This is a genomic window from Paenibacillus sp. FW101-FHT12H11 (assembly GCF_058790355.1).
Genome location: NZ_JBYTCO010000001.1, coordinates 17,741 through 31,483 on the forward strand (window position 1 = coordinate 17,741; position 13,743 = coordinate 31,483).

At 45.2% G+C, this 13,743-nt stretch carries 17 protein-coding genes and 1 pseudogene; 10 read left to right on the top strand and 8 right to left on the bottom strand.

What is annotated here, in order from left to right; genetic code table 11:
• Positions 1 to 62: 62 nt before the first annotated feature.
• Positions 63 to 653: a GNAT family N-acetyltransferase gene (locus tag AC3WTJ_RS00110; RefSeq protein WP_492520042.1), complete on the bottom strand. Its 591-nt coding sequence runs from the start codon at positions 651 to 653 to the stop codon at positions 63 to 65.
• Between AC3WTJ_RS00110 and pdxR the strand changes: the two genes are divergently transcribed.
• Both pdxR and AC3WTJ_RS00120 read left to right on the top strand, forming a co-directional pair.
• Positions 652 to 2,361 (top strand): MocR-like pyridoxine biosynthesis transcription factor PdxR, encoded by a 1,710-nt coding sequence (gene pdxR / locus AC3WTJ_RS00115; RefSeq protein WP_492520043.1) that lies wholly within the window; start codon positions 652 to 654, stop codon positions 2,359 to 2,361. The two genes, AC3WTJ_RS00110 and pdxR, sit on opposite strands and share 2 nt — an antisense overlap.
• 77 nt (positions 2,362 to 2,438) lie before the next feature.
• Positions 2,439 to 3,878 carry an NAD-dependent malic enzyme gene (locus AC3WTJ_RS00120; RefSeq protein WP_127456564.1) on the top strand — a complete coding sequence of 480 codons (1,440 nt, stop codon included), beginning with the start codon at positions 2,439 to 2,441 and terminating at the stop codon, positions 3,876 to 3,878.
• Positions 3,879 to 3,950: 72 nt separating this feature from the next.
• On the opposite strand, the gene AC3WTJ_RS00125 is transcribed toward AC3WTJ_RS00120, so the two are convergent.
• A complete protein-coding gene (locus AC3WTJ_RS00125; protein ID WP_127456565.1) occupies positions 3,951 to 5,204 on the bottom strand; it encodes an MFS transporter in 1,254 nt (417 codons plus the stop codon).
• A 15-nt stretch (positions 5,205 to 5,219) separates the two neighbouring features.
• Positions 5,220 to 6,008: an archaetidylserine decarboxylase gene (gene asd / locus AC3WTJ_RS00130; protein WP_492520044.1), complete on the bottom strand. Its 789-nt coding sequence runs from the start codon at positions 6,006 to 6,008 to the stop codon at positions 5,220 to 5,222.
• Positions 6,009 to 6,231: 223 nt separating this feature from the next.
• Between asd and AC3WTJ_RS00135 the strand changes: the two genes are divergently transcribed.
• Positions 6,232 to 6,528 carry a transposase gene (locus AC3WTJ_RS00135; protein WP_407869290.1) on the top strand — a complete coding sequence of 99 codons (297 nt, stop codon included), beginning with the start codon at positions 6,232 to 6,234 and terminating at the stop codon, positions 6,526 to 6,528.
• A gap of 90 nt (positions 6,529 to 6,618) precedes the next feature.
• Entirely contained in the window at positions 6,619 to 7,893 is a 1,275-nt protein-coding gene (gene nagZ, locus AC3WTJ_RS00140) for a beta-N-acetylhexosaminidase (RefSeq protein ID WP_492520045.1), read from the top strand.
• A 123-nt stretch (positions 7,894 to 8,016) separates the two neighbouring features.
• Here nagZ and AC3WTJ_RS00145 read toward each other — a convergent pair.
• The 5 genes and pseudogenes from AC3WTJ_RS00145 to AC3WTJ_RS00165 all read right to left on the bottom strand — a co-directional run.
• Positions 8,017 to 8,145, bottom strand: a pseudogene (locus AC3WTJ_RS00145) (YheC/YheD family protein); the annotation flags it as partial.
• Between the two features lie 24 nt (positions 8,146 to 8,169).
• Complete coding sequence (locus tag AC3WTJ_RS00150; RefSeq protein ID WP_492520046.1) at positions 8,170 to 9,612, bottom strand: recombinase family protein; 1,443 nt, start codon at positions 9,610 to 9,612, stop codon at positions 8,170 to 8,172.
• Between the two features lie 20 nt (positions 9,613 to 9,632).
• Positions 9,633 to 10,043 (bottom strand): hypothetical protein, encoded by a 411-nt coding sequence (locus AC3WTJ_RS00155; RefSeq protein WP_492520047.1) that lies wholly within the window; start codon positions 10,041 to 10,043, stop codon positions 9,633 to 9,635.
• Positions 10,024 to 10,641 carry an ImmA/IrrE family metallo-endopeptidase gene (locus AC3WTJ_RS00160; protein WP_492520048.1) on the bottom strand — a complete coding sequence of 206 codons (618 nt, stop codon included), beginning with the start codon at positions 10,639 to 10,641 and terminating at the stop codon, positions 10,024 to 10,026. The genes AC3WTJ_RS00155 and AC3WTJ_RS00160 overlap by 20 nt, the downstream gene beginning before the upstream one ends.
• Before the next feature lie 89 nt (positions 10,642 to 10,730).
• Positions 10,731 to 11,126: a helix-turn-helix domain-containing protein gene (locus tag AC3WTJ_RS00165; protein ID WP_492520049.1), complete on the bottom strand. Its 396-nt coding sequence runs from the start codon at positions 11,124 to 11,126 to the stop codon at positions 10,731 to 10,733.
• A 155-nt stretch (positions 11,127 to 11,281) separates the two neighbouring features.
• Between AC3WTJ_RS00165 and AC3WTJ_RS00170 the strand changes: the two genes are divergently transcribed.
• From AC3WTJ_RS00170 to AC3WTJ_RS00195, 6 genes are all read left to right on the top strand, one after another.
• Entirely contained in the window at positions 11,282 to 11,515 is a 234-nt protein-coding gene (locus AC3WTJ_RS00170) for a winged helix-turn-helix domain-containing protein (RefSeq protein WP_492520050.1), read from the top strand.
• A 96-nt stretch (positions 11,516 to 11,611) separates the two neighbouring features.
• Positions 11,612 to 11,842, top strand: coding sequence for a hypothetical protein (locus AC3WTJ_RS00175; protein WP_492520051.1), 231 nt, complete (start codon positions 11,612 to 11,614; stop codon positions 11,840 to 11,842).
• Between the two features lie 263 nt (positions 11,843 to 12,105).
• Complete coding sequence (locus AC3WTJ_RS00180; protein ID WP_492520052.1) at positions 12,106 to 12,606, top strand: helix-turn-helix domain-containing protein; 501 nt, start codon at positions 12,106 to 12,108, stop codon at positions 12,604 to 12,606.
• A gap of 15 nt (positions 12,607 to 12,621) precedes the next feature.
• Positions 12,622 to 12,852 carry a hypothetical protein gene (locus AC3WTJ_RS00185; RefSeq protein WP_492520053.1) on the top strand — a complete coding sequence of 77 codons (231 nt, stop codon included), beginning with the start codon at positions 12,622 to 12,624 and terminating at the stop codon, positions 12,850 to 12,852.
• 49 nt (positions 12,853 to 12,901) lie between these two features.
• Positions 12,902 to 13,189: a hypothetical protein gene (locus AC3WTJ_RS00190; protein ID WP_492520054.1), complete on the top strand. Its 288-nt coding sequence runs from the start codon at positions 12,902 to 12,904 to the stop codon at positions 13,187 to 13,189.
• Positions 13,186 to 13,635 carry a hypothetical protein gene (locus AC3WTJ_RS00195; RefSeq protein ID WP_492520055.1) on the top strand — a complete coding sequence of 150 codons (450 nt, stop codon included), beginning with the start codon at positions 13,186 to 13,188 and terminating at the stop codon, positions 13,633 to 13,635. The genes AC3WTJ_RS00190 and AC3WTJ_RS00195 overlap by 4 nt, the downstream gene beginning before the upstream one ends.
• Positions 13,636 to 13,743: the final 108 nt, after the last annotated feature.

Below are 13,743 nucleotides of genomic sequence, written 5' to 3' on the forward strand. Positions count from 1 at the left end.
CACTTTCCCTGGAGAACGTCACTGCGAGAAACAAATTTTTTTGGATGGATTTTTATTCGGATCTAAACGTTTACTCGATTTAAAAATCCTTCTAGGCGTTGCTTCACATCCACCCATTCGCGGTCAATGATGCTGAACATCACGGTGTCCCGCACATAGCCGTCATGAAGCACGCGATGTTGGCGAAGCGTACCTTCTTTCTGGGCGCCTATACGCGCAATTGCCGCTTGGGAGCGTTCGTTTCTTAGGTCTGTTTTAAGCTGCACACGCAGGAGGTCTAAAGTTTCGAAGCAGTGCCGCAGCAGCAAATACTTACACTCCGTATTGATTCTGGTTCGCCAAACACGCGGATTGTACCACGTATGGCCGATCTCGACATGCCGATTTACGGCAGAGTAGTCGAAAAGGCGCGTGCTGCCGACGAAACTGTCGGAGTGCTTGTCGTATACGCTGAATGGAATGCCTAGGCCGGCTTTTTGCTCATCCAGCGCTTGGCGGACAAATTGTTCAACGGCTGAAGGTTGAAGCAGCGGAGTCATGTAGGCAAAGATAGCAGGATCCGACGCTGCCTCCACTAGAGCGCTAATGTGAGATTCCTGCATCGGCAGTAGAGTAACTTGTGTACCTTCTAGCGTGATTGGTTGGAAATTCATGGGCATATTCTCCTTGTCAAAAAGCCGGATTTATGAGATTTTAGTAAGCATAATGGAAAAATGGTTTAATAAAAAGATCCAATTTAATTGTGTTTTTATGGACCAATTGAGAAAGGCAAAAAGGGGGGCGAGTATGGATTTTCATATACCGTACCATACTTACCAGGCGAAATACGGGAGTAAATATGCGGCTTTGTATCATGCGCTGCATGACAACATTTTGGCGAATAAGCTGCTGCGCCATACGAAGCTGCCATCAAGCCGTGAATTAGCTGCACTTTATGGGCTATCGCGGGGCACCGTTAATCAAGTGTACGATATGCTGATTGCTGAAGGTTATTTGCAAGCTGATGTGGGCAGAGGGACTTATGTTGTTTATAACGGGGTGCAGGAGAAGCAGGTGCCGTTCGAAGGGAAGGATATTCGGCTTTCGGATTGGGGGACGCGGGTTTGTGAGGCGGATCGGGATGGACGCTGGCAGAAGCGGGAGCAAGGACGGGAGTTAGAGCTGGAGCAAGGGCAAGGGCGAGAGCAAGAGCGAGAGCGAGAGCCAGGGCAAGAGCAAGAGCAAGAGCTGGAGCAAGAGCCAGGGCGAGTGCAAGAGCAAGGGAAAAAGATTGCCTTCGTGATGGGTCGGCCGCACTTGGATGAGTTCCCGCGGGAGCTATGGAACCGCGGGATGTATGAGCAGGTACGGCGGATGACGGAGTCGCCGCAGGAAGAGGCATACGTCGCCGAGGGACATTATGCGCTTCGCGAAGCGATCGCACAGCACCTGAGGCGAATACGCGGCATCGAGGCGCCGCCGGAGCGCATCGTCATCGTTAACGGGTCGATGCAAGCGATCGCGCTGCTGACCCAGGTGCTCGTGAACGAAGGCGATCCCGTCATCTTGGAGCGCCCGGGCTACCAAGGCGCCAGCCGCGCGGTGCTTGCGGCCGGCGGTGTGCCCATCCACGCTCCTGTGGATGAGCAAGGGCTTGTCCCGCAGCAGTGGAACGCACGGCTGCTGTTCGTGACACCCAGCCGCCAATTCCCTACGGGGGCGGTGCTGGGTCTAGAGCGCCGCCAGCAGCTGCTGCGCTGGGCGGCGGAGCAAGGCGCTGTCATCGTCGAAGACGACTATGACAGCGAGTTCAGGCACCGCGGGCGGCCGATCGAGCCGCTCAAGGTACTGGACCAGGAGGGCCGAGTGGTCTACATCGGCACCTTTTCCAAAACGATGCTGCAGGACCTGCGCATCGGATATGTCGTGCTGCCGGAGGCGCTGCACGACGCCTTTGTAGCCGCGAAGCGGCTATACGAGCCGCACCCTTCGGGGCTGCTCGAACAGCGCTCGCTCGCCGCCTTCATGGCGAGCGGCGGCTACGAGCGACACCTGCGCCGTATGCGGCGAGTGTACGCGAGCAAGTTCTTGCTCCTGCAAGCGCAGCTGCAGGAGCAGCTCTCCACCCTCTTCGACTGGGTGGAGAGTGATGCGGGGCTGCATCTGTTCGGCTGGTGGCGGGGAGATCCCCGCACCTATGCCGCTTATGCAGCCGAGTGCCGTAAGATCGGCGTCACCTGGAGCGACGCCGGTTCCTACGGCATCCCCCCGGGGAAGGCGGGGGCATGCTTCGGTTTTGCGCATCTCACGGAGCAGGAAATACGCCAAGGCGTTGCCGCCTTGCGAGAAGTTTCAGAAATTGTCATAAAATCAACAATATGATTTTGGCATGGTTGACAGAGTATGCTATGATCTAACATGTGGTCAATTAATCATTTTATTGTAGGAGTGATCCCTAAATGGCAGGATTAAATGGTGGAGGCACAAGCGTGATTGTGCGTTTGGAAATACATAAAGAACAGGTCACGTTTGGGAAAATTGCTACAGCCATAGGCGATGCCGGTGGCGATATCGTCGCGGTTGACGTGACGCGAGCCAGTAAAACAACAACAACACGTGATATTACCGTTCAAGTTAGCGATCCGGATCATACCGAAGTCATTGTTAAAGTATTGAAAGGTATTCCAGGTGTGCGGTTAATTAACGTATCCGACCAGACGTTCCTTATGCATTTGGGCGGTAAAATTGAAGTCACTCCGAAGATTCCGATTAAAAATCGGGACGATCTGTCCCGTGTATATACGCCAGGAGTCGCTCGTGTCTGTATGGCGATTCATGAGGATTCATCCAAAGCGCACTCATTAACGATTAAACGTAATACAGTTGCCGTCGTTTCTGACGGAACAGCCGTCCTCGGACTTGGCAATATCGGCCCTGAAGCGGCTATGCCGGTTATGGAAGGTAAAGCTATGCTCTTCAAGCAAATGGCGGGCGTTGACGCTTTCCCAATTTGCTTGGACACACAAGATACAGAGGAAATCATTCGTACTGTCAAAGCCATCGCACCTGCGTTCGGCGGAATTAACTTAGAAGATATTTCGTCGCCGCGTTGTTTTGAAATTGAAGAACGATTGATCAATGAATTGGACATTCCGGTGTTCCATGACGATCAGCACGGAACTGCGGTTGTTATTCTTGCCGGTTTGCTTAACGCAGTTAAAGTGGTGGGCAAACAGCTGGAGTCTTGTAAGGTTGTTATCACGGGCATCGGAGCGGCAGGAATTGCCTGCACGAAAATGCTGCTTGCAGCAGGCGTCACGAACGTCATCGGTGTAGACCGTCAAGGCGCAATCGTACGCGGTGAAAGCTATACAAATTCCATGTGGGATTGGTATGCGAATAACACGAATCCTTTCAAGCTAAAAGGGACTTTGTCCGATGTCATTGCAGACGCTGATATTTTTATCGGCCTATCCGGTCCAGGCGTTCTGAAGGTAGAAGATGTGAAGAAAATGGCTACGGATCCAATCGTATTCGCGATGGCGAACCCGACACCGGAAATCACGCCGGAAGAGGCAGAGCCTTACGTACGCGTCATGGCGACAGGCCGTTCGGATTATCCGAATCAGATCAATAATGTGCTCTGTTTCCCAGGTATTTTCCGTGGGGTGCTGGACTGCCGCGCTTCCCGGATCACGCAAGAAATGAAGCTCGCTGCAGCCAAAGCGATTGCCGCGGTAGTGAATGAAGATGAGCTAAATGAATATTATATTATTCCGAGCGTATTCAATCATGCCGTTGTTGAGAAAGTACGCGAAGCGGTTATGGAAGCAGCGTTTGAATCCGGTGTAGCTCGTCGCCGCAGCCAACGTGAAACACAAGAGTCTCATCACGAATAAAAATCAATAATTAAAGCCAAAAAAACCTTGCTCCAGCAGCTGTTTCCAGCTCGCAGAGCAAGGTTTTTTGTTTTAATTCTGTTCCTCCGTCCATTCTTTTAGCTTACGGTCAGAAGGGAGAAGGAAGGTTAGAATCCCGAGAAGCGGCAGGAACGCGCATAATTCCATCACACGCGTCGTACCGATCGCATCGCAGAGATTTCCAAGAACGACACTTCCGATACCGCCAAGTCCGAAGGCGAGCCCGGTAATTAGGCCGGATACGGTTCCTACTTTGCCAGGGAACAGGCTTTGGGCATAAACAACGGTAACGGAGAAGCTGGATAATTGAATGACGCCGATGACGACAAGTAAAATATAAGACCAAGTAATTCCAACATGCGGCAGCAGCAATGCGAATGGCGCTGAGCCCAGCATGGAGAAGAAAATGACATTGCGCTTACCGAACCGGTCCGCGATCGGACCGCCAAAAAAAGTACCTACAGCGCCGGCTGCGAGGAACAAAAAGATGAAGTCCTGCGCACGGTTGATGGATAAGCCGTATGTATCATGCAAGAAGAAAGCGAAGTAACCACTCATTGCAGCACCGTACCATGAACGTACGAATACAAGGAAAATCAATACATAAATAGCGAAAAACACACGTTTGCGATGCACGGGATTGACGGTCCGCTTCACAGTGGACTTGGCTCTAACCGGAGTCGTTGCGAGCTCGGCTTTGTACCAGCGAGCAATGAACATCTGAACGGCTATCGCAATCGCAGCAACGCCTGTGAACCATATGGAGCCGAAAAGTCCGAGCGGAATGAAAATCCATTTGGTCATGACCGGCGCCAAGGATTGGCCGAAGTTACCGCCCACCTGGAAGATGGACTGTGCCAAGCCTTTGCGTCCTCCGGCAGCCATATGCGACACTCGTGAGCCTTCCGGATGGAAAGCAGCGGAGCCAAGCCCCACAAAGCATACAGACAGCAGCACTACCCAATACGAGTGAGCGAAGGCTAACAGCAGCATCCCGGTAAGGGTCGATGCCATGCCAATCGGCAGCATATAGGGCGATGGCTTGCGGTCCGAGTATAAGCCGACTACGGGCTGCATGATGGAAGCCGTGAAGTTGATGGCGAACTGTACCCAACCGACTTGGGTATAACTTAATCCCATTTCACTTTTCAAAATGGGGAAGATGGCGGGAATGACGGATTGGATAGAGTCATTCAGCAAATGGACAAGGCCGATGGCAAACAGTATCCGGTAAACAGTTGGTTTGATATCTCCTGCACCCTGCAAGCTATTGGATTTGGGAGATGGTGTTGTTATGGCAGCCATGATGCGCTCCTCTCGCTATTTATCTAGGAAACGGCCGAGGTCTTCTCCCATTTTCACTTTGGAACCAAGCTTAAGGTCTGGGCGAGGTTCAAACATATCATCTTCAAAAAGCAGCACAACGGTTGAGCCGAACTCGAAATAAGCCAGCTCTTGACCGCGCTCCAATGTTTTGGGAATCGGTTTGACATATTGAATCGAGCTCACGTTCAGCGCTCCGACCTTTACGACGGCAACTTCACCTGTATGATGCTGAATGAAAGTGATTAATCGCTCATTGCGGCTAAGAACTCGCTTCATGTGGCGAAGGCCGAATTCATTCACCGGATAAACTTTGCCGAGCACGTGCTCTTTTTCAAGGATGTCCCCCGTAATCGGAGAATGGATGCGGTGATAATCGGTTGGGCTCAAATACAGGACGAAATAGAAGCCGTTTTTGTAATTGACTGTACGGGGCGACCGGTTAAGCAGCTCCTCAATGGTGTAATCTTGACCTTTGACGTTGACGATCAAGCCGTCTTTAATGTCCCCGATCCCAGTAATCATGGCATCAACCGGACTTACGACGCGCGTCTCGTCTTCGTGAATCGGGCGTAAACCCGGCTTTAAGCGGCGAGTAAAGAAATCATTTAGGGATTTGTAATCTTTTACATGCTTCTCAGCATCTTCAATACGTATACCGTAAGTTTGGGCAAAACGGGGAATGAACATCCGGCTTGCTCTGGACCTGGCAAAAGCTCCTGTCACTTGGGATACCCATTTACGTGAGGAGAGCTCGGTTAGCAATTTGAAGAACGGTTTTGACATAAATTAACTCCTGTTCATTCGTGGTTAGGCGGGCTTTTGACCAACGTTCAAGTTTCTTCAAAGATCCCTGTTTATGGTTCTTCGCTAATCTTGCCACAGAAAGGTAAAAGAATCAATTGTCGAATGAAGAAGAAACGGCAAGGTAGGCGGCTAAAAAAATAGTCTGAAGGCTGTTTGAGGTGAAATATGCTTGTCAATGCTGTTAATGAGGTGAACGGGTACAATGTCCATTATGATTATATTGATTCTGTTACTAATTCCAGCCTGCATGCTAGTTGGCTCATGGATGTTCATAAGCTGCCGTATTTGGTTTCATATTCTGGCAATGGTCAGTGCCTATGTCTTTGGTATTATTTCCGCTTTGGCGGTTAATGACATATTACGGGACGATACGGTATTTATGACGAATATTCATGGCGTTTTCAACAATCAATTATTCCTTTTAAGCGGAGGTTATTTGGGATGTTACGGGATCTACTTAATGTGGAAACGGCTGCTGATAGAGATCAGGAAAGAGTAGTTCTGTGTTATTTGTAACAACGTCCTATGTAACTATTTCATTTGGCACATCGTCTAATAGGCATGACTTATTATAAAGGCAGGTGTTAGAGTGAATTTTGTAATTCCTAGATATACCAAGAGTATGATGTGTGCGGCTGTGTTATCTCTCTTTTTAGCGGGGTGTGCATCTTCTCCAAAAGATAACACGTCTTCAGCTGCACCCCTGTCGCCATCGCCGTCTGCTTCTGCTCCGGCAGCTACGCCAGTTCCTACTGCAGCGCCGACCCCAAGTCCAACGCCAGCAAACCCGACGGCAGGCTTGTCACTGGACGAAAAGCTGGGACAGATGATCTTGGCCGGCATCGACGGATACAGCGTAAATGCGAATACCCAAGCGTTGATTTCAACGTACCACGTGGGAGGCATTATTTTATATAAGCCAAATGTCAAAGATTCAAGCCAACTGGTTTCGCTGGTGAATGAACTGAAGCAAAAAAATGCAAAAAATAAGCAGCCGCTCTGGATCGGTGTGGACGAGGAGGGCGGAAGGGTAACACGGCTGCCGGAGGAGCTTCAGAAAACGCCAACGAATCAGGAGATCGGCAAGACGAATAACAAGACGTATGCCTACAATATCGGCAATTTGATCGGTTCAGAGCTTCGTGCGTATGGATTAAACGTTGATTTCGCTCCTGTGCTGGATATTAACAGCAATCCGAAAAATCCGGTGATCGGCGACCGTTCTTTTGGAGCAAACGCTGCTGTCGTCAACGCTATGGGTATTCAAGAAATGAAGGGGCTGCGAGATCAACAGATTACGTCAGTCGTTAAGCATTTCCCGGGGCATGGCGATACATCGGTCGACTCGCATGTAGGGCTGCCCATTGTCCAGAACGATTTGGACAGATTGCGTAAGCTTGAATTAATCCCTTTCGCGGAAGCTTTTAAACAAGACGCAGATGCTGTGATGGTTGCCCATATTTTGCTGCCCAAAGTGGACGGACAGAACCCGGCATCGATGTCGAAGAAAATCATGACGGACTTGCTGCGCAAGGAGATGGGCTTCCAAGGTGTCATCATGACCGATGACATGACGATGGGAGCTATTGAACAAAACTATGATATCGGCGCTTCCGCTGTAAAATCCGTTTTGGCCGGAGCTAATGTGATTATGGTTGGACATGACTACAATAAAGTTGTAAAAGTGATCGAGGCGCTGCGGCAAGCTGTTCAGGACAAACGGATTCCGATGGAAACGATCGATCAGAGCGTAGCAAGAATTCAGAAGCTGAAGCAGAAATATAAGCTGAAGGATGAAAGCGTCGGTTCGGTTGATGTAGCCGCCCTCAATCAAGCTGTAAAGAAAGTGCTAAGTACGAAATAGCACAAATAAAAAGAGTGCCCCTAGTCATGTTATGACGCTTGGGCACTCTTTTTGATTTTTGGGGAAGGAGCGGGACCCATGCGGTGTCATTTTGAGCGATGGGAGCTGGAGCGGAACTAGGGGCTAATAAACCGGGGTACCGCCATCCAACAAATATTTGGCGTAAGCCATGGGGTTATAGTAGGTGGCTTTCCATTCTTCCAGCATGTTCGCTTCCCGGAAACTGTAACGCTGATCTTTGCCGTTGCATTCCTGTAATGTGAAGTGAGAGATACATCAGACTTCCCATATGATTTGAACGTCTTCACCATGTTTAATTATAATTTTATTAATAATTTGGCACAATGCTGACTTCACTCGTATTCGATCCCCAGATAGCAGTTCTTCCTCAAGTTCCTTTATCCGTGCCAATACTTTACTTTCATCGGACTTCTTTTCCGTATCATTCAATTCTTCAAGAGACTTAAGAATAGATGTTTTTTCATTATCGAGTCTAACCCTAGCCATTTTCAAGTCATCATCGGAAATTAAATCTTTCTCATACGCGGCAATTTGTTTTTGCATCCTTGCCTTGATTTTTTCTAATTGTTCCTCTAGAAGTTTACGTTGGTCTAGATTTTTATGTTTGTTCTCATTGTTTACAACGAGGAAAAGCTGCTTATTGGAATTCTGAGTAGTATTTAAAATTTCGATTGCTGACTGTAAGACTGCACTCTCCAAATCGTCCCTATAAATGTAATGAAAGTAACATCCACCTCGTTTAACATATTCCGAGCAAACATATTTTACATTTTTTAAATGGAACGTACGTCCATGCATTTTTTCACCGCAGTGTCCGCAATAAGTCAGACCCGACAGTAAGTACTTGTCGTCAGCTGCATACTTACGTGCTTTTTTCAATCTACCGTTCAAAATACCCTGCACTCGTTCAAACGTATTTAAATCGATTATAGAATCATGATGATCATCGATGACTATCCACTCATCCTCCGGCCGAATGAAGGTCTTTGACCCTTTTCTGTACGTCCTGTTGTAGATGAATTGTCCAGTCAATGTTTCTAGAGATAAAAGATAGCGAATTCTTCGCTCATCCCACCTAACATTATTTTTGGAGGGTATACCCAGCTCATTTAGCCTCTTAGCAATATGTCTAGATCCCACACCTTCAAGAAACCATTTAAAGATATTGTGGACGACTAATGATTCTTCAATGTTAATCTCGTAACTACCATCGACAATGTTATAACCATATGCAGCCTTGCCAATCATTTTCCCTTGCCGCGCCAATGACATATGGTTCTCTTTTACCCTTTCCCTGATCCGTTCGCGTTCAAACTCTGCAAAAGAACCAAGAATTTGCAATGCAAGCATTCCAGTTGGTGTCGATGTATCAAAATGTTCTGTTGATGAAGTGTAATTGCAGTCATATTTTTTAAAGTAATCGACCAAACTTAGCAGATCTAAGAGCTTCCTACATAGCCGGTCTGATTTTGTGGTAATAACCATATCGAAGTTCTTATTTTTAACGTCTTCGAGCAATTTTTTTATCGCTGGCCGGTTTAGATCCTTACCTGAGTATCCGTCTTCTTCATAAAAAGTTGGGTGGTCCCAGCCCATTGCTTTGCAATAAGATGTTAATCGCTCTTGTTGCTCGAAGAGTGAGTTACCCTTTAGTGCTTGTTCATCACTGGAAACACGATAATAAGCGGCAACGCGCAATGATATTCACCTGTCCTTTCCTACCAATCCTCGCTAAAGAACTGATTAATCCGGAGCCCTTTTGCTGTAAGGTCTGAAATATAAATAATAAATTGATTTATTTTATTATAGAAATTTGTGGTGTCTTCTAATGTATTAATGAAACCTTGCTTTCTTTCGGATGCAATTAATTTCTCGATTCTATTTACAACATTTGGTAAGTAAAGTCCTATTATATTTGCTTTTGCAGGGTGAATGAGGAGGTCTCCCTGGTTTACAGAGATACTCATAATATCTTCGTCAATACCCTCAAGGAATGCTTTTTCTAATTTATCAGGTAAAGAGATGTAAAAAAGTTTTTTATTCCAGTCAATTACGTTGTTTTCAAGAGATACGATTAATCTATATGGATTATAAGCATTATCTGGATCTTCATCGTAGTAAAATTTCACGGACTTCCTCCTCAATTGATTTCCTCTTCCGAACAAGTTCTGCAATTACACGCTCCACATGCCCTTCGTCAAGCTCTACTTTTAATTTTCTGGCTTCTTTCATACGCTCATCTTGTTCGAAAATATAAATTCGTTGTTTTATTTGCTCAAGTCGACGAATAACAAATTTCTCAGGCAGTAGAAACTCCTCAGCTAGAATTTTTGTGAGAAACCTTGGCTGAACATCTATATAGTTCTTCAATAAGTAAATTGGCAAAGCTGCACTATATTGAAATTGTGCTGCTTGAATTTCTTGAAATTCAATAAATGATTCTGTCATTTCTTCTTGGTTACCAATATGTCGAAGCGGATGGCAAAGTTCATGAAAGAATGCTTCCCGCTGTTTTTCAATGCTTTGTCTAGAATCAATAAAAATAACCATGTCTTCTGGGTCATCCCAGTCGGCTACACAAGGCCCCTCATAATAAACTATATGAATGTCAAACAAATCAGCTATTACAGGAATTTTCATATCGGAGGCAGAGTATATCCCTCCTAATTCGTAATGTTCGGTAATCCATATCTCTAAATCAGTCAATTTATAATGATCAAGATTCATGATGATTCTCCTAATTAATTGGGTTATAAACGATCGTATGTTCCTATTTTATTGGAAAATAAAAGCCCTCCTGGGCAATTATTTGATTCTTACTTTTTATCTTTTCGCTTTAATGCGCGGTAAGCTTCAATTGCGGCTCTCGCTACATCAAGTTCTTCTTCTGTATATTGGTCCGATCCACCAAAATAGGCTCGTCCGCCGGATGTAGCCGATTGATGCTTAGACTTTTCATTTTCGTTAAAAGCATCAGGCTCAGTTGGTTCTTTAATATAACCAGCTTTAATCATTAATTGCTCGTAGTCCACACCTTTCAAATGCTGGGCGAGCAACCTTAATGTTTCAGGTGTTACTTTTTGAGTGCCTGATTCAATTCTAGCAATTGTCCCATTACTTACTCCACTTTGAATAGCAAGCTGCCTTTGGCTCTTATAACCACTTTTCTCTCTAAGTTCAGCAAAATACAATCCAAACTCGACGATATTCATAAGAATAATCAACACCTCTTAAGTTATAACACTATTTTAACAAAAGTGTTTCGTACATGAAACAAAAACGCTGTGTAGTACACAACAAATTTTTGTTGCGTTTACTACACAACTGAGTTATATTTAGTGTGTAGAGAACGAAACAAAAGATTGAGGTGAGATTATTGAAAATAAAGTTAAGAGTTAGTGTTCTAGAAGAACTACAGAAAGAAGAGAAATTAACTGACACAAAACTTGCTGAGAAGATGGGAATATCAAGAAGCAGGCTGTGGAGAACAAAATTAGACGAAAACCATCCCGAGTACTGCTCACCAGGCGAAAGTCTAATTATTGGGACTCTACATGCTTTTCCAAATAAGAAATTTGAAGATCTCTTTTTTTTAATCTAAGTGTGTAGTTAAGTACACAGTTTGATGAATAATCCCAACCTTTTTCACATTAAATACTCACTGCTCATAGCATGGAGCAAAGGAGTTGAAGCCAAAATGAAAGCAAAAGAACGCAGAAAACCACGTGTTACTAACATGTCATTTGTTGACAAGGAGGGCAAGGTTATAGCTGAATGCTACTTCGATGAAAACGGAAAATTAGCCGGCGATGATCTAAGTAATCCTCTTCTAACTCCCTGGTTCGATAAAGTATCAATTTTCATTGCTGAAATGAAAAGTGGCTTTACCGAGAGATATGAAATAAAACGTGAAGGCAAAGTTAATTAAGTTTCGGAAGGACCCTAAGTCTTTCCATATATAAATTTAGGACAAGTTTCCTTTTTAAAAATTAACCCCCTGTTTCCAGAGGGGATATGAAGGGTGGTGATTCTGGTAGCCGACAGAATCAATCCGTTATAGGTAAATCATACATATTAATGGCGTCCAATATCTACCAAGTAATTAGGACTATATGTCCATAAGAAGTCTCAAAGCATTTTACTTAGAACCAGATTCTTTGAAGAATTAAATAATGAGAGGGGCAAAAGAGTTTGTCTATTGGAGAAGCATTTGTAACTTATCGAAAAACTAGACGCATGACCCAACAGGAGCTTGCAGTCAAATTGTCCATAGATCAAAGTTATTTATCCAAGATTGAGAAGGGAAAGAGAGATCTACCTGCAGGATATGATCAAATTGTGTCATCTAGGCTTGACTGGCGAACGACTTTGGAATTGATCGACGTGCGGACGGATGGTTTTATCTCCAACATTCTAAGACATGTACCAAATTTGGATCTTCATCCAGCCGCACTTAAAGATTTACTTCAAAAGGAAATTTCAGAGCTTACTGCAGCATTGGAGGGCCTCGTGACAGCTAAACATATCGATCCCGAGAAACGTCGGGAAGGCGCAGAGAGAGTTTGGTTTGAAATTAGCGATGTTATTGATAAGGCAATGGTAATGAAAGGCGTTTTAGAGGAAGAGTTTGGTCTGAATCGCAAGCGTTTGATGCAAAAACATCAAATGGAAGTCAAGCGCGGGGAAAGGTAGGCGAATCAAATGTTCATGCAAATGCTAAATGTATCAGGATTAAGCTCTGGAGTTGTGTATGCATCCGGAATTATGAAGGCTAGGGAAGTAATCAACATGGCAGCCGATTTCAGAGCACAAGAAACGATTAGCGAAATGACACAACGGATTCTAAGGGAAAATAATTATTTTCCAAACAAAGAAATAGCCACCGCTGCGAACGATGACTACTTCAAGATGATGCGTTTAGAAACAAATATCTACTAAAGTATACTTTAATTGTTATTAGAAGGCAAGAGGAGAGGAAGCACTAGTCATGTTCACACATATGGACTTTTTTAGAATATCATCTGCTTTGGAAGAAGCGATATATAGGAACAAAGAGCTTTTTTCTCACAACCAAAGGCAGCTTGAAGAAGCTACCAGGGTTGGCGATTCAAAGGGAATCGAAATATATATGCGTTCATTAAATAGGTGTGAGAAGAATATCGAAGAGAATAGAGCGTTAGTATTCAAAACAGAAGCAGTTAGACGGTGGACTGAGGCTGAAAAGATATTGTTCCCTGAACGTTTTGAATCTAACAAAGGAGGGCTCATAGAATGAAATCTAATTTTCAATGGACTGATCGTAACGCATGCGTCTCTGAATTAGCAAAGTTTTGCGTAGAGCGTGAAGCTAAATTTGACCAAGCGATTAAAGGTGTCCTGCTACACGTCTACTGCACAAACATTTCTAGTATGACTCAAAAACACATGACTGCTCTTAAGAAAGATGTCACGAAACGTGTGAAAGACATGAAGCTTGAGCTTAGAGCTCCAGAGATTGGCGATACGGTTCGTGTACCTAAGTTAGTCCCTAATCCGTTATTGGGAGGGTATAGACAGGATGATAAGAAGCTTGTGGAAGCTGTAGTAATTGATGTTCGTCGCATGTCATCGTGGATTCATTATAAGGTCAGACGAGTCCATGATGGCGAAATTCAAGAAGGCAATGGACATATGATCAAGAGTATTGTCAGACGTGCTAGTGAGGCATATAGCGCGGTTTAGCACTCTCGTGGAGGACAAGCTACGGCTTGTCCTGGGCGATGCTGCTAAGCAACATCAAGCAAGGTTAATTTTGAAAATGGAGGTGGCTGATTATACAAACAACAGTGC